Origin of the sequence: Sphingobacterium paludis (assembly GCF_004364125.1) — a bacterium.
Lineage (GTDB): Bacteria > Bacteroidota > Bacteroidia > Sphingobacteriales > Sphingobacteriaceae > Sphingobacterium > Sphingobacterium paludis.
Window position 1 is genome coordinate 321,864 of record NZ_SNZV01000006.1, and the last position, 17,042, is coordinate 338,905.

The following is a 17,042-nucleotide window of genomic DNA, read 5'->3' on the forward strand; positions in this document are numbered from 1 at the left end:
TACCCAATTGCCGAAAAAGCCTACGGCGATAAAAAAATCCTTTCCGTAAAAAACATTCACCGAAAAACAATCGGCACTTACCGAGAACTCTATTAAACTCACCTATTTCTTATGGTGCAGCAAGCCCGTTCCACCTACCTTTGGAGTATACAAAAAGAGATAAACAATTTAAAAATAGAAAATCATGAAAACGAACAACACCTTTAACTTGAACAGCGAAAACATCAGCAATGCCTTTCAAAAAGCTTTCGATACGACTCAACAAACCAAACTGTGCGTAAGCGCAAAAACGGGAAAAGAATACATGAACCTTCCCCTGCTGATTGCGGTTATTATTGCTGTTATCGTTCCTTTTGCGGCGGTTGTTACCGTAGTCTTGGGATTGGCATTTGGCGTCAACTTTGCCTTTCAAAAGGATAGTAAAGAAGCAGCAAGCAAAGTGCCCGGTGATGTCATTCAGGTCAAATAACAGCATCCATTCATCTACTAAACAACATAAAAAAATGACACTAATCGCAGTACTATTCCCTTGGCTTTCCTTTTTCTTACGTGGAAAGATTCTCATTGGATTCCTTTGCCTGATCTTACAGATAACCCTTATAGGCTGGCTTCCGGCGGCCATATGGGCTGTGGCAGACCGCGTTGACGGCAAAAACAAAGCGCGTATTCGCCAGCTGGAACGGAGCATGTATCGCTCCTAGCCCGGGACATGGAAACAACCTCGCTGAAAAAAATTCAAAAATTGTTGCAAGATAGAAAAAGCTTGCTTATTTTTATCGCGATAATAATGATTTAACCCTTTAAAAGACGAAGAAGATGTTTGTAATGACAACAGTCCGCCTTAAGTCGATAGCAAATAAATTTGCTGCGGCTCCTCTTCGTGCTTTATTCCTTTCATAAGAACATTTCCAACTTGAAATATAATAAAGCTCGAAGAACATTCGGGCTTTTATTTTTTGGACGAAATCTCCAAAGCGAAAATAGCTGTTGTAACCCACTACTTCTTATAAACCAGCATCACGCTTCCTCGGAAAAATAATCCAGTAAAACAGTTCCCGAATTTTGTAAATAAAAGTACATCTGACGCTGCGCGGATGTGTCAAAATGAACAGAAATAATTGGGGAAATGATACCCCGCAAAAATTGTCCGCACGGACAAAAAACATGTCTAGCGATGGAAGAACACCTGTATACCCTCTTATGCGAACGCGATATTCTTTACCAAACACGACGTAGCTGCCATTCGAGCGGCCGAAAAGTAGGCCAAATAAACAATACGTTCCGGGCCTTGCACATTCCGACAGGAATAACAGTGCAGGTAGTTGATAGCGGATCAGCACTGCTGAACAGACAAACAGCAAATAAAAAACTGATGGAAAAGATGCAACAGCGGCAATTTGACGCCTCTGCTTCTACAAGCGAAAACGCGAAGAAAGGGTCTGAGAAATACAATGCTGAGGAACTGTAGGGCTGCTGCCCTACAGCCTATGTGCCTAGAGCAGTTCGGTATCCCTTACTGCAACCTTCGTCCAATATTTGCTATACTGATCGATCGCTGAAAGATGATCAGGATGCTTTTCGTAGGTGTTGACATCTGCTAAACTTTTGAAGGTCACGATAATGTTGTACTGAAAAGAGTTATCAACCACCTCACGGGCTGTGGTGGCCGCTGGTTTGCCTACATGGAAACTATGTATACTTGCTATCGTTTTCAGTATCTCGAAAAAGTTTAAAAAATCCTTTTCCTCTTCGTCGGATATCCCCTCCTTCAGCCAAAAATAAACCGAATGAACAATGTGTCCGGAGGCAAACTCATTTCCAGCCGCTTGGTTGGCAGATGTGCACGACGTAAGCACACTTGCTGATGTTCCTGCTACAGCGACGGATTTTAAAAAATTTCTTCTTTCCATATGGATATCAAGTAATTGTGAACAGTATTAAAGTACCTCAATATACGAAAATATCTTCCTCCCCTCTAATTTTTGCACGCTGCTATTTGGAAATAAAACGAACTTACCATGAACGAGGAAATAACCGATAAATATTTTATCTTTATTGGCAGAAATACAAGCCAATTGTTATGAAATATATCGTTATAAGCTTTTTAGCCTGTTGCCTGCATACCGTTACAGCGCAAACCATTTACGACATTCAAAAAATTCCAAAAGAATTAAAAGCGAGAGCAGCGGCAACTATTCGTGATGAATCAATCAATATTGAAATGCGATCCGAAAATGATGTTGTTGAAAAAGTGAAACGAGCCATTACCGTGCACAACAAAAGCGGCGATTACTACGCTGCAATCCCGCTTTATTATAACAAAAGTGCCGCTATAAAGTCTATCAAAGGCGCGGTTTACAATGAGTTTGGGATAGCGATACAAAAAATCGCACCGAAGAATTTTGTTGATATTAGTGCCGTTGATGGCTTCTCGATGTTTTCGGACACCCGCTTAAAGTTATATCAATTTGAGGCTATTCAATATCCATACACCGTTGAAATTGAATACGAGGTGCAGCACAAACAAAACCTTTCTATTCCCAGCTGGCAGCCAAACTTCAGCCCAAACATCGCCGTACAGAACAGCACATACACTTTTGCTGCGCCCAGCGATGTCGCCATACGATCGCATGTACAAAACGCTGCGGCCGAGCCGCAAGTCGAAAGAAAAGATAAGCTCACGCTGCGTACTTGGAAAGTTAGCAACATTCCAGCCGTTAAGGAAGAGCCATTTACGAAAAATTTCCGCGACGAGTCTATCGAAGTTTTCATTGTGCCAGAAAAGGTTTCTTACTACGGCAAGACAGGGGCGTTTAACACCTGGAAAGAGTTTGGAAAATGGAAATACGACAACTTGCTACAAGGAAAACAAAATCTAAATACAGCTGTGCGGGATAAGGTCATAGCACTGACCAAGGACTGTGTGACAGACAAAGATAAAGCGAAGGTATTATATAGGTATTTACAAGAGAAAACGCGGTATGTAAGCATACAAGTCGGGATCGGCGGTTTGGAGCCTTTCCCAGCCAGTGATGTCGAAAAATATGGCTACGGCGACTGCAAGGCATTGGTCAACTACATGCAAAACCTGCTCAGTTTTGTTGATATCCCATCATATTACTGTGTGGTGCAGGCAGGTAATAAAAAAGAAGACCTGCGACTTGATTTTGCAAACGCACGCGATGGCAACCACATCATTCTCTGCATCCCGTTCGAAAATGACACAACCTGGCTAGAATGCACCAGCCAACAGATGCCTTTTGGATTCTTGGGCGACTTCACCGATGACAGACTCGTCTTGGCCTGCACGGCGGAGGGTGGTCAAGTACTGCGGACTCCCCATTATGCTGAAGCACAAAATAGTCAGGTGCGGAGGGCAAAGTTGAAATTACATAACTTTACCGATCTGGAAGGAACAATAGAAACAACCTTCTCTGGAACCCAATACGACAACCACATCGATGTGTTTCGCTCAAACAACGCAGAGAAACCCAAACTGCTTGCCAAGCACTACGATATCAACAACATCCGTTTTGAAAACATAGCGTACACCAAACTGGAAGATGGTGTGATGCCCGGCATCCGTGAAGCAATAGGGATTCAGATTCCCGGTATAGTCACGAAAGCAGGTCAAAAAATAATTATTCCCTCCACCCTATTTAACAACTATCCCACCATTCCTCGAAATGATAGCAGACAGCAACCCATATACATCAACAGAGGCTTTACGGATGAAGATTTGGTCGAAATTCAATTGCCTGCAGATGTTAAGCAATTGACCATTCCGCTGGAAAAGAGTTTTGCATGTGAGATAGGGAGCTACATGTTTACAGCGCATATGGAAGGAGACACGCTGGTGAGCAGCAGAAAACTTACCATCAAGCAAGGGATTTATGATGCCAGCAAGTATGCCGAGTTTCACGATTTCCTAAGGTCGGTAAGCCAAACGGATAAGGGCAGATTTACATTAGAAATTCGGCAATAGCTGCCGAATTTCTCGTTACGCGACTAAACGTATACCTCCGCTAACCTTTGTGCTGCAATACGCAACTGCCCTTTTGTCGTTGAATAATACGGCTGAAAAATTCCTTCAGATCTAAATACTCTTCGGGAAGGAAAACGGGCTTATTGACCTGGGTTAATATCTGTATCGATACTTGCGTTCCATTCTGTGTGATCGAATAGATAAAGCGCGCATCGCGATTTGGAAGCGATAGGCTTTCCTTCATCTTTAGCGATTCTTCCGTTAACACAAATCCCTCGGGCACCTCGATGAGAAACGTTAAATTTTCTTGAATCTTAGATCCGAGATCCACCGGGTATGTTCGTGACGACAGGTTAAACGGGTTTTTATCCGTTCTTCCATACACAATGGGATTAAAATGTATTTCCTGTTTATCAATCGTCGCAAAATTCATGATATCGATATCCATTTCCTCCTTGAGCAGCATTTCGCAGTTTCCCTGGTTTTCTACCTTCGCGTCTGCGACGACCATATGGGTCATCTTATTTTGCCAATCTTCGAAATATTCCTCTATGGACGTGAAGCCATCCATAACGGTTCGTTTGGTCGAGGCGCCATAGCCGCCACGCGTCATGGTTAGCTTTCCTTTCAAGGATCCTTCTTCGTCGATTTTGCCGTTGAAATAAACGTTGAAGCTCGATACCAAATTAGCCTGTAGTGGTACCCAATCCGATACGCCCTCCAGCGGAATATTACGCCCCTGATAGTTTATACATTTCATCGGAAGGTTTCCAAAGGGCTCATAGCGGGCGCTGGCATCAAGGTAAAAATACGCATCATCAACCTTTGCCCTAGCGACCACGTAGTTGAACTCGGAAAGGCCCGCATTGTAGACACCCGGGTAGCCATTGTCACGGGTCGACAGAATAACGGCTTCTGCCGGAATGCCGACGTAATTCAGCGCACTGATTAACGCCAGGTTGATGTCTGCACTGTTGCCACTTCTTGATTCCAAAGCTTTTTTTATGCCGACGTCGGCAAGCATACTATGCCGACCATTCCACTTGATCTGCTGTTTGATATAGTCGTAAATCTGTGTTGCTTTTTCGTGATTGCCCAATTCGCTAACACCCAACGGATCGATAAACTCTTTCAATGCAGATTTGCGTTTTAATTGTCCACCAAATTTTTCATCGTCCAGCAAATAGCGTTGCACGTCATCCCAAGTCAGCGAAAATGTTTTGTTTGGCCCGAAGGGAATAGCATACCGCGAGAGTTCAAAAGTTAGGATGGATTTAAAATTTTTGGAGGCCGTCATATAATCTTCAGCAACAAACGCCGGGATATTCGTCATCAGATAAGCTATTTTTTCGCCTTTTACCTCGCCTACCTCCGTTGAAAGCTGCGTGTTGTATTGCTCCACTTTGCGTTGTCCTAGTGGGATGCCCCCTTTGAGGTTGACACGGTATGTACAGATGTCAGGAATGCGGGTGACAAATTCACTACGTAGCTTCGGAATTTCCGTTTGAAAGGTCCAGGCGTTTAGGCTAAACAGAAATGGAGACCTCGTTTTGTACCGCAACTCAACGATGGATCCTTCCTTAACTTGCGGGAAGGCGATTTTAACCAAATGATGGTTCTTGCTCGTTTTCTCCGTGATGATATTTTCCTTCCCCAAAGCGGTTTTGTTTATTCCGCCAGATTCCAGATTGTACGTAAACCCTTTGAGGTCAACCACCGCTTCCTTTTCGGTATTATCCAAATAGAGGGGAATGGTAAAGTTTGCCTGATCGTATCCCTCTTTGTTAAGAATTTTGATCAACACATGGTAGTAATAATCTATTTCAAAGCCTTTGCCCGCTATTGAACTAAGTTCAATATTAGCGTAACCGTACTCGTTTAACACCACCCCGCTCGAACTGGAGTCCAACAAGCTGCTTTGTATTTTAAAATCTGCTTCTTTAATTTTTCCGAAAGAAAAATCTTGCGCGTTTGTTCGGCACGCGAATAAGGCGATCAGGCTAATAACGATATATTTCATACATCTAAAAAACAATTGGTTCCCAAATATACCATTTATCCTTAAACGATGAAATTTATTTTTATAAAAAAAACGTCGCAGTAACATCGTTTGAAGTGCAATCGCTCTTTTAAACGCATTACCACGACGGGACGCTATAGATTATGTTTGAAAAATTTACGGATCTACGCGGACAAAGCCGCCATCTGGGCCGAAAACAAGATCGATATCTTGTCTTACCAAATCGACATCAAAACCTGCACGTACCTTCTCTATACCGTTGATGGGATTGCCAGAATAATTATCTTCCACATAGGCCACGATCTGTGGTAGAATATAGCCTGTAGGAATGGCAACGCCATCCTCCCCGTCCACTTCCGTCCATTCTCCGCTGTTGTTAAAATCGATTTCTATTCTGTTCGATAGATATACAGAATAGCTGTCTCTTTCTTTTTCAATACGTGTTACGTTTACGCCGGCAAAATGTGTAGCTAAGAAGTCACGAGAAGCTTGTGGCAGATCAGTCTCGCCAACCATTTTGTCGTCATCGCATGACATAGCCGTAAAAGATACTGCCGCTAGAAATGCCAGTTTTAAAATTTGAGTTTTCATTTTATGTGTAATATAGTGTTATATGATTTAATCGTCGAATCTTAAAAATTCCCCCTGTCTGCTAAATTCCAATTCAAGGGCGTTCGATATTTTGACCTTATAGAGCGCTCCCTTCTTCTTCATACTGGTGACGAATGTGTCTGGAAAACTTTTCTTCACATACAGTATGATGGTTTTGGGGATAATGGCTAGCGGAACAGCTTTATTTTTCATTTTTACTTCCATCCATTCGCCTTGCGATGCAAACTCAATTTTAGATCCATCTCTCAGCACAACTTCATATTCCGTACCAAAAAAATAGGGATTATCAACGCTGACCTCTACAATATCATCTTTTGAGAAATATGCTTCAAAAAACTGTTTCGCTTTCTGGGGCAGCTTATCAAACGGGATAGGTTTATCTGCCGCACAAACGGTTCCGATAGCGGGCAACATCATCAGTATCACGATTAAAATTCTTCTGGCATCCATCCTTTTATGTGTTTATCTGATGACAAAAATAAGCTGTCATTTAGGAAACATTTGGGAATGCCCACCTACATGGAAAAATAGTTATACCGTCTTTTCGAGGTTTCCACTACTGATCGTAAAAACATGTTTCCCGACCGAAAATTCGTATGCTATAGCTAGTGAAGCATAACTATCAATTATGGATTTGACGATAGCAAGTCCCAATCCATTGGACCTACCATCTTGGGTGCCTTTGTAAAAGCGCTGGAATACCTTTGCGTTATCCAATGGCTGCGGAAAGCCTGTATTGGCAATGGAAAGACGTTGCGATTGGAAAACCAAGGAAATGCTCCCCCCCTCGTGATTATGGCGAATAGCATTACGCAGCAAATTGGATATCAGTACCACAGCCAGCCCCTTATTCATCATGGCTTCAAAGACACCTTGCTCCACATATTCCACGTGGATATTTTTAAACGTAAAAAGATCGGACAGGTCGTCTACAAGATCTTTGCTAAGCGTATTGAAGTTTACAAGCTCCATCTCCGCATATTGTCTGTTTTCGATACGCGACAACATAAGCAACGCTTTGTTTAAGTTCACCAGCCGTCTTAATGATCGTTTAGTATCTTCCAACTGGGTAAGTTGGCTTTCCGAAAGCAGCTCATCTTCCATGAGCAGTTCCAACTTATTGATGGTTATAGCGAGTGGCGTTTGCAATTCATGAGCCGCATTTTCTATGAAGCGTTTCTGCTCCATAAAAACATCTTCATTACGCTTCCACATGCGCTGGATTTCATCATCTAGTTTATTAAACTCCAGTACGTTCGTGTGCACGACCTGGAGGTTTTCCTTTTTGCCGAAACGATAGTGCTTTAGATTATCCAATATGGTACCAAATGGCTTCCAGGCCTTTCGCAATACAGATTCATTAATCAGGTACATCCCTAGCACTAGTACCAGATACAAAACCAGCAAAGCGCTTGTCAGATCATAGATTAAATCATCTTCCTCCACAGTGGATGTTCTTATTTCCAAGTGGTATGGTTTTCTATCCGCAGCATAAAATCCCGTGCGCAACAGCCGATAAGGCTCTTGTTCATCATCATAAGGCATATAAAAAAATACGCTGGAGAGCCTATTGTCCTCAAAAAATTTAGTACTATCCGTTACGGGAAGGATCCGAAATTGCGCAATCCCAAATGTAGATGTGTTCAGGAGTTCCGGATATTTGTATACCTCCCGCAAGATCTCAATCTTTTGGTTCTTCAGACCATCATCCACGTTATCATAAACCTCATCCAAGATATAGGCGTAAAAGCATGCGGCCCAAATGGAGATAATGACAAAAAAGGTAATGCTCAAATAGCGTAGCGTATAGTTTTTTAGAGATACCTGCATCGTTAGATCAGTTTGTAACCAACACCATATACCGCTTGAAAATCAATAGCTGCTTGACTATCCTTCAGCTTTTTTCGCAAATTTTTAATCTGCGAATAAATGAAATCCAGGCTATCCGATTGGTCGGCATCATCTCCCCACACAGCCTCTGCTAACGACGTTTTTGGAACAAGCTTTTCAGGACGGATCATAAAATAATACAGCAAATCGTATTCCTTACGATTCAGGAACACCTCGGTTTCGTTGACAAGAAGCTTGCGATCTTCAGGATAAAGACGCACATTCTTAAATACGAGCGCTGCATCTTGCACGCTATGTCGGCTATTTCTCCTTATAATCGTTTTTATGCGCGCCAGCAGCTCCGACAAATGAAAAGGTTTTGCCAGATAATCATCGGCGCCAAGTTCCAAGCCTTGCACTTTGTCTTCTACCGAATCCTTTGCGGATACGATAATGACCGAATCCCCTTTGTTGAGTTCACGCAGTTTTCGTAACAGCTTCATCCCGGAGCCGCCTGGAAGCATGACGTCAAGCAGTATGCAGTCATAACTGTAACTGGCGATCTTGGCGAGGCCACTTTCGTAATCAGTAGCCACTTCCACCACATAGAGCTCCCGCTCCAGGAATGAGGTCATCACATCCCGTAAATCTTGCTCGTCTTCAACAATCAGTATTTTCATGTTCCTCGCTAAACTACAATATTAGCAGTAAATTCTGGAAAGATTTTGGAGAAGCCTTTTTCAGAAAAAATCGATATCTTACATTTACGGCACAAAACATGCTAGTACATGTCTGAAATTTAGCTTTGTTAACCGCGAATATGAAGTAAATAATTTATGCCCACTTAAACATTTACGCTTATTTTACGTTTCTTAGTTAGGATTTTATTTATCGAATACCGTCATTTTATAAAGAATTTGCTTTGAATCGATTCGGAAGAATAGCACTTAAAACCATATTGTGGATTGTCGGCAGTATAATTGCCCTTTTATTATTAATCATTTTTCTCATCCGGATACCTGCCGTTCAGAATTACGTAGTAGGTAAGGTTACCAACTATTTGGAGAATAAAATAGGCACTCCTGTTGACATCGGTTATGTAAACATCACCTTTCCCAAGAAGCTAGTGTTGGAAAATGTCTATTTTGAAGATAAAAGTAAAGACACATTAATCGCTGGGGAAAAGCTTCTGGTAGACATCAATATGTTGAAACTTCTCAAAAACACCGTAGAAATTGAGGAGCTAGAGCTAGAAGGTATCACCGCAAAAATCAGACGTACCCTGCCAGACAGTAGCTTCAATTTTGACTACATCATGCAGGCGTTTACCTCCGAAAAAGAAAGCACGGCAACCTCCGATACCTCCTCCGCCTTGGTGTTTAATATCGAAGACGTTTTATTTAAACGCATCCATTTTGTGTACGACGATCAAGTGATTGGCACAAGTGCAGATATCCGTTTGAATCACTTCGATACGCGCGTCAAAAAGTTTGAGCTAAGCAATAATATGGCTTTTTCCATGCCGGATATGAAGATCGATGGGCTAACGGCCTTAGTTAAGCAGTGGCAACCCGTATCAGACGCGGAGGCACCAAGCGTAGCCGACCTCGGCATAGCTGATTCTTCTGCACAGACATCGTCCCTCCTCCCTGATCTTGACATTAAAAATATAGACCTCTCCAACATCTTGGTACAATATGCCGATGAATCCTCGAAAATGGATACCAAGTTTGATATCAAACGACTGCATGCAAGTATTAAAGAACTGGACCTGAATAAGGAAATTGTACGTCTTGAAGAAGTAGCCTTGGATGAATCAGACTCACAAATTCTATTTGGCAAAACCAATGCTGTAGCGCCCGCGCCTACAGCAGCAACGGCAACAGATACAACTGCAGCGGCGGCAAGCAGCATGAATTGGGTAGTTTCTGCAGATCGACTGATCATTAACAAAACCAATGTTTGGTTTAAAGATGATAACCAACCCCGAATGAAGGGCTTCGATTACGGAAACATCAAGATTACCAATTTCCTTGGTGATCTGGAAGATCTTTATTATTCGGCCGATTCGATCTCGGGCTCGCTGCAAAGCTTAAGCATGAAAGACCATTCTGGTTTTACTATCAAAAAACTGGAAGCAGATTTTGTATATGGAAATAAAGGCGCTGAGATCAAAAATTTAATTGCCCAGACGCCGTATACAACGATACGCGACTACGTAAAAATAAGTTATCCTTCATTAGATGCCATTTCCAGCAATCCTAATTTAGTCGACATCGATGCCAGAATCCGAAAAACAACGATAGATATGCGGGATATCCGCTACTTTGTGCCCGATCTGGACACGATGCAAGTGATGAAGCCGCTATTGGCAAGATCGTTTTACATCGACGGAAGCGTGCGCGGAAAAATGGATAATCTCAGCATTCCCAACATCGAATTCAAAACCTTAGATCGCACGCATTTACTAGCAAGCGCCACCATAAAGGGATTGCCGGATGTAGAGAAACTCGATGTCGATTTAAAACTAAGGAAGTTCACGACAGGCCGCGCCGATATTGAACGTCTGGTTGCTAAATCGATGTTACCTGATAGTATACAACTGCCCAATGCGATTAGCTTATCGGGGACGTTTAAAGGTGGCATGAAGGGTTTTGACACCAACTTGAGCTTGGTCACGGAGAAAGGAAATGCTACGGTAAACGGGAAGATGGCTATGGGAAGGGACACCACCTATGACGCTTACGTATCGGTGGATAACTTTAATATTGGAAACATTCTAAATCAAGATTCTGTCTTGGGTATTATTTCCGTAGACGCTAAGGTACAAGGCCGCGGTATCGATCCGAAAACGATGAATGCAACTGTCGAGGGTAATCTTAACCAGTTGGATGCCATGGGCTACACCTATAGAAACATCAAGCTCGATGCGCAGGCCAACGCTGGCGATATTGCTGGGCGATTAGTGAGCCCCGATCCAAATATCCAAATGAATATGGACTTTGCTGCCGACATGCGCGGTAAGTACCCTAAAGTACAGGCAACGCTCATGGTCGATAGTATCAATCTGCAGAATCTGAAATTGATGGATCAGGATTTCCGTTATCATGGTAAGATTGTGGCAGATTTTGAGACTGCTGATCCCGATTTTTTAAATGGATCGCTTACCGTATCAAACTCTTCAATTGCCTACGAGAACGATCGATATACGTTAGATACTATCGCATTGCGGGCCATGGCCGACACGAACAGGAACACGATTTTGCTGCGTTCGGAATTTTTAAATGCCCATTTGGTCGGGAAATATAGGTTAACAGAGCTTGGGGCTTCGATACAGGACATCGTTCGCATGTATTATAATCCTACCGGTCAGCAACCTACAACCTTGGCCTACGACCCACAAAGTTTCGAGTTTAGTGCCACATTAAACAACTCGCGGTTTATACGAGAATTCCTGCCTGAGCTGGAAGAAATGCGTGACGTGACCCTTGACGGAACATTTAACAGCGCTTCGAAAAGCCTGATGGCCAAGCTGATTGCGCCAAAGATTTTGTATGGCGGGACGCTGGTCGAAAACGTAGGTGTAGACCTTATCACTGCTGACAGTACGCTCTACTACTCGGCCCTCATCAACCGAATAAAGGTGGGCACCATAGAATTGACCAACACGGTATTAAGCGGAAGCGTTATCGAAAACAACATTGATTTCGGCCTTTGGATAAAAGATAAAGCTGGTAAAGAACAATATCATTTGGGTGCAGGCGTGCAAGTCGCCGACAATAATTTCATGTTGCGTCTAAAAGAAGATGGGCTTAAATTACACTACGAGGATTGGCAAATCGAACCCGCTAATCAAATCAGTTTTGGCACACGAGGCCTTCGCGCCGAAAACTTCCGTTTGTCTCACGATGGTCAGGAGTTCCTTATTCAGTCCAAAGACAGTACAACGAATGCGCCTATAGATCTTACATTTAATAACTTCAAAATTGAGACGCTGACAGAGATTGTCGAATCTGAATCTTTGAATTTAGGTGGTAAGATTAATGGTGCGGCGACTGTTTCTCGGTTAGAAAGTAGTCCTGTATTTGTATCAGACTTGACAATCGAGAAGTTCCACTTTGGAAAAGATACAGTCGGCAACATAGCTATCCATGTCAACAATGTGCAGGAAAACACCTTTGCGGCAGACGTCAAGATCAGCGAAAATGGCAACGACGTACAGTTGACAGGTAACTTTATCAGCCCGCCAGATGGTCCTTCTTCTATTGATGCCAAGCTATCATTAAAGCCAATGAAGATGACGACCATCCAAGCATTTAGCTTAGGCTATATTGAAGACGCTGCTGGCGATCTAGTAGGCGATATCAACATCAGCGGTACGCTTGATGCACCAAAAATTAATGGAGCAATTACATTCCAGCAAGCGAAAATGAACATTGCTATGCTCAACGCGGATCTCATGATGGATAACCAATCTATTCGCTTCAATGAACAAGGTATACAGTTCCGGCAATTTGAAATTCGTGATGCAAGAAATAACACCGCGCGCATAAATGGCGCGGTACGCACGACGGATTACAGCGACTTTGCATTCAACCTCAACTTGGTTATGAATGACTTTGAAGCGATGAATTCTACGATGGAAGATAATGATATGTTTTACGGAAAGATGTACCTCACTACAAATCTACGCGTAACCGGCGACATGAACAGTCCACGGGTGGACGGAAGCATTCGCACGAATGATAAAACAGATTTTTACTTCGTGGTGCCAAATGAAAATCCAGGCGTAGCCGAACGGGATGGCGTAGTCAAGTTTGTGGATCGTAGCGATACCTCCAGCAGGAATATTTTTGCTCGATTAGATTCATTGACGACAGCGCCTGCAGCGCTTACAGGCATGGATATTAGCTTAAAATTGCAAACCGATCGTGAGGCTCGTTTTACTGTAGTCTTGGATCCAGGCACAAAAGACGAATTACATATTCAAGGTGTGGCAGAATTAACAGCGGCAATTGATGCCAGTGAGAAGATCACGATGTCTGGTACATACACCATTGAAAAAGGAGATTACACCGTTCCATTAGGTCCGCTATCTCGACGATTCACGTTTCAAAAAGGTAGTGTGATTACTTGGGCTGGCGATCCGCTGGATGCCAACATGAATATTACGGCTGTGTACACCAACCGATTCCCGACCTTGGAATTGGTGCAATCTCAGGTTAATCCGCAGGCGCAAAATTTATATCGGCAGCGTATTCCATTCAACGTATTATTAAAATTATCAGGAGCACTCTTTACACCGGATCTAAGTTTCGACATCCAATTGGATGAAAATAGTTCTATGGTACCGCAAGACGTGACCAACAACGTCAATATCGCCTTAGCAAACATGCGTAATGATCCTGCTGAACTCAACAAACAAGTATTTTCTTTGATCGCTTTAGGCAGATTTATGTCAGCCAATCCTTTTGAAAGTTTATCTGGAGGAGGCGGTGTGGAGGGCGCGGCGCGGAGCACGCTTAGTAACTTCCTGACCGGCCAGTTGAACAACCTGACGTCTGATTTGATTCGTGGGGTAGACATTGACTTCAATTTACAGTCCGAGCAAGACTATCTTACGGGAAGTGCGCAAAATCGTACTGACTTAAACGTCGGTGTATCTAGAGCATTGTTCGATGATCGTCTAAAGGTAACCGTAGGGTCAAACTTTGAAGTTGAGGGTAATGCTCGTCCGGGCGAGAAAACCTCCAATATTGCGGGTGATGTGTCTTTAGAATACCGCTTATCTCCGGATGGCAGATATATTGGTCGCGTGTACCGAAATAATCAGTATCAACCTACCCTACAAGGACAGTTCATCGAGACAGGAATCGGGTTGGTTGCCAACCTGACGTACGATAAGTTCCGCGAAATCTTTATGAGCTCGCGCGCTATCGACAGATATTATAATAGCGATAGCCCAAATTTCCGTAGACGATTTGATGTAGACCGATTGGAAGTTGATTCGGCATACAGGGATAGCGTAAGAACCTTGATACAGGATAGTCTCGAACGTCGCCAAAATAAAAGTGGTCGTCGTGACACTGCTTTTCGAAGACAACCAGCACGACAAGACAGCGTTCAAGGCAACGGAGTAACCAACTTCAGTAAGCGTCCACGCAGCAAACAAGATACACTAAGAAGAAAAGACAATACTGCTATTAGAAATGAGGAAGAAGAAAGGGAGTCCAATGAAAAGTAATCATCTCGTATTTGCAAACGCACTACTGCTCTTATTAGCGAGTTGTAATGCGACGAAGCATATAGCCGATGGGGAGCACCTTTTCGAAGAAGCTACTGTAAATATTCAAAATGACACGCTTGACAAGGACCGTAAAGAGCTATTTGAAAGTCGCTTACAAAGCTTTGTACGTCCAGAGCCCACATCAAAACTTAAAGTAGCTTTGTGGAATATGGGAGGTGGGCCCGACACCACTGTAGGATTTATCAAACGATGGATTAAGCGCCAAGGGAAAGCGCCTGTATTGCTTCGTGAGGTTAATCAGGAATACAATGAAAACCTGCTGCGCAACCGACTGGAAAACTTCGGTTTTTTTCAGGCGCGAGTAACGTCTGACACGATTATCGATGGTAAAAAAGCGACGGTACAATTTGATGCATTCCCCGGACCCGGATATAAAATAAGGAATGTAGAATATGATGTCGACTCTACGAAACAATGGGGTAGAGACATGGCAGAAGCCAAAAATGAATCGCTTTTGCGCCGAGGCAATAATTACAACCTCGATGCCGTAATTAATGAAAGGGAGCGTATTGACGTCGTCATGAAAAATAAGGGCTACTATTATTTTAACGCGGACCACATGCTCTTGGACGTGGATAGTACGGTAGGTACCCATCAGGTAGATATGTACATGACGGTGAAGCCTGAAACCCCAGAACGAGCCAAACAGCCACAACGTATCGGAAAAATCGTTGTTTTCCCCGATTACACGCAATCTGCCCGTGGCTACTCCCGCGAAATACCTGCGGGGACAGAAGCCTATCAGGGACAATACTATATTTATGATCCGAATAATAAGTTTCGGAACAAAGTGCTAGCGAACCATCTCTTTTTTCACAAGGGTGAAATGTACAATCGGGAAGATCACAATATGACCATCAATCACCTGGTTAATATGAATACATTTCAATTTGTAAAAAACGACTTTGTAGATAGTCCGGATTCTGCGAATACCATGGATGTATACTATTACCTTACGCCAATGAAACCAAGGACTTTGCGTACGGAATTGATTGCCAAAACGGCTACGGTATATGATGGTATCGAAGGTAACGTCAACTGGAGCCTTAAGAATGCCTTTAAAGGATTTGAAACGCTCACGCTAACCGCTTTTGCAGGATTTGAAACGCAATCTGGCGGCGGGGTCGCGCTAAACTCCAATTTTATACGCTACGGTGCGGAAGCTTCTATCAGCTGGCCGAGACTACTTTCTCCTTATAAATGGGCTCCATCTCGTCGGTTTATTCCACGGACCTTTGCTAGCTTACGGTATGAGTTTCTGGATCGTCGGACGGCCTACACGTTGAACTCTATGACCTTTAATTTTGGCTACTCGTGGAAGGAGAATGAGCGTAAAGTGCACGATCTAACGGTGGCAGAAATTATTTATGCACAGCCAAGAAATGTAACCGAAGCCTATCAAGAGCAAATTCGAAATTTTCCGACACTCGGCCACATTATTGAGCCGCAGTTCTCTTTCGGACCTAATTATGTGTATACCTTCCAAAACAATATGGAAGATCGTACGCACACCTATTTTGTCCGTAGTGCGCTGAATACCTCAGGTAATGTGTTGGGACTGATACAAGGAGCTGACGCTTCTTCTGACAATCCGGAATTTTTGTTTGGCACGCGATACGCTCAATTTGTTCGTGGTGAGGCAGACTTCCGCCATTACTGGAAACTTTCTCGTAATACGATGTTCGTCACGCGTGCGATGATTGGTGTTAGTCATTCTTATGGCAACTCCATTCAACTTCCATATTTAAAACAGTTCTTTTCTGGCGGACCAAATGGTATGCGCGCCTTCCGCGCTCGTTCTGTAGGGCCTGGCCTTACGAATGTCGCAGATCTAGGGATTGATGAGTTTTTCGCAGATCAAACGGGTGATTTTAAGTTAGAGTTGAACGCAGAGTATCGCGCACCTATATCAGGTATTTTTAAATGGGCTGCATTTGTGGACGCGGGTAACGTGTGGTTGCAACGCAAGGATGAAAACAGACCCGGCGCAGAAATAACTAGCCGTTTCTATGAGCAACTCGCCGTAGGCGGTGGTTTAGGCTTACGGGTTGACATTGATTTTTTAGTCATTCGTACCGATTTAGCTATACCATTCCGCGTACCGCATGTACGCACGAACAATGGATGGGTGTTTAACGCTATAGACTTCGGTGACCGCGAATGGAGAAGTCGAAACCTGGTTTTCAATTTAGCTATTGGTTATCCGTTCTAAGGAGCCGAGCGATACCAGATCTAAAAACACCTTCCTTGCTACCTTGCAGGAAGGTGTTTTTTTATGCATCAGGTTG

At 43.3% G+C, this 17,042-nt stretch carries 12 protein-coding genes; 6 read left to right on the forward strand and 6 right to left on the reverse strand.

The window, feature by feature from the left end; genetic code table 11:
* Positions 1 to 184: 184 nt before the first annotated feature.
* From B0I21_RS13710 to B0I21_RS13720, 3 genes are all read left to right on the forward strand, one after another.
* Positions 185 to 469, forward strand: a complete 285-nt coding sequence (locus tag B0I21_RS13710; protein ID WP_133641050.1) for a DUF4342 domain-containing protein — start codon at positions 185 to 187, stop codon at positions 467 to 469.
* 34 nt (positions 470 to 503) lie between these two features.
* Positions 504 to 701 (forward strand): YqaE/Pmp3 family membrane protein, encoded by a 198-nt coding sequence (locus B0I21_RS13715; protein WP_133641051.1) that lies wholly within the window; start codon positions 504 to 506, stop codon positions 699 to 701.
* 473 nt (positions 702 to 1,174) lie between these two features.
* Positions 1,175 to 1,468 carry a peptide chain release factor family protein gene (locus tag B0I21_RS13720; protein ID WP_166637855.1) on the forward strand — a complete coding sequence of 98 codons (294 nt, stop codon included), beginning with the start codon at positions 1,175 to 1,177 and terminating at the stop codon, positions 1,466 to 1,468.
* A 25-nt stretch (positions 1,469 to 1,493) separates the two neighbouring features.
* On the opposite strand, the gene B0I21_RS13725 is transcribed toward B0I21_RS13720, so the two are convergent.
* Positions 1,494 to 1,910, reverse strand: a complete 417-nt coding sequence (locus tag B0I21_RS13725; protein ID WP_133641053.1) for a Dabb family protein — start codon at positions 1,908 to 1,910, stop codon at positions 1,494 to 1,496.
* A gap of 170 nt (positions 1,911 to 2,080) precedes the next feature.
* On the opposite strand from B0I21_RS13725, the gene B0I21_RS13730 reads away from it, so the two are divergent.
* Positions 2,081 to 3,985: a DUF3857 domain-containing protein gene (locus tag B0I21_RS13730; protein WP_133641054.1), complete on the forward strand. Its 1,905-nt coding sequence runs from the start codon at positions 2,081 to 2,083 to the stop codon at positions 3,983 to 3,985.
* Positions 3,986 to 4,025: 40 nt separating this feature from the next.
* On the opposite strand, the gene B0I21_RS13735 is transcribed toward B0I21_RS13730, so the two are convergent.
* From B0I21_RS13735 to B0I21_RS13755, 5 genes are all read right to left on the reverse strand, one after another.
* A complete protein-coding gene (locus B0I21_RS13735; RefSeq protein ID WP_166637856.1) occupies positions 4,026 to 6,005 on the reverse strand; it encodes a DUF3857 domain-containing protein in 1,980 nt (659 codons plus the stop codon).
* Between the two features lie 156 nt (positions 6,006 to 6,161).
* The gene (locus B0I21_RS13740) at positions 6,162 to 6,596 is read right to left on the reverse strand and encodes a PepSY-like domain-containing protein (protein WP_133641056.1); all 435 of its coding nucleotides are present in this window, start codon (positions 6,594 to 6,596) and stop codon (positions 6,162 to 6,164) included.
* Positions 6,597 to 6,623: 27 nt separating this feature from the next.
* A complete protein-coding gene (locus tag B0I21_RS13745; RefSeq protein ID WP_133641057.1) occupies positions 6,624 to 7,067 on the reverse strand; it encodes a PepSY-like domain-containing protein in 444 nt (147 codons plus the stop codon).
* 81 nt (positions 7,068 to 7,148) lie between these two features.
* Positions 7,149 to 8,447, reverse strand: coding sequence for a sensor histidine kinase (locus tag B0I21_RS13750; protein WP_133641058.1), 1,299 nt, complete (start codon positions 8,445 to 8,447; stop codon positions 7,149 to 7,151).
* A 2-nt stretch (positions 8,448 to 8,449) separates the two neighbouring features.
* Positions 8,450 to 9,127, reverse strand: a complete 678-nt coding sequence (locus B0I21_RS13755; RefSeq protein WP_133641059.1) for a response regulator transcription factor — start codon at positions 9,125 to 9,127, stop codon at positions 8,450 to 8,452.
* Between the two features lie 242 nt (positions 9,128 to 9,369).
* Here B0I21_RS13755 and B0I21_RS13760 point away from each other — a divergent pair, with 242 nt between their 5' ends.
* Both B0I21_RS13760 and tamL read left to right on the forward strand, forming a co-directional pair.
* A complete protein-coding gene (locus tag B0I21_RS13760; RefSeq protein WP_133641060.1) occupies positions 9,370 to 14,691 on the forward strand; it encodes a translocation/assembly module TamB domain-containing protein in 5,322 nt (1,773 codons plus the stop codon).
* Positions 14,681 to 16,966, forward strand: coding sequence for a translocation and assembly module lipoprotein TamL (tamL, locus tag B0I21_RS13765; RefSeq protein ID WP_243836134.1), 2,286 nt, complete (start codon positions 14,681 to 14,683; stop codon positions 16,964 to 16,966). Before B0I21_RS13760 ends, tamL begins: the two co-directional genes overlap by 11 nt.
* Positions 16,967 to 17,042: the final 76 nt, after the last annotated feature.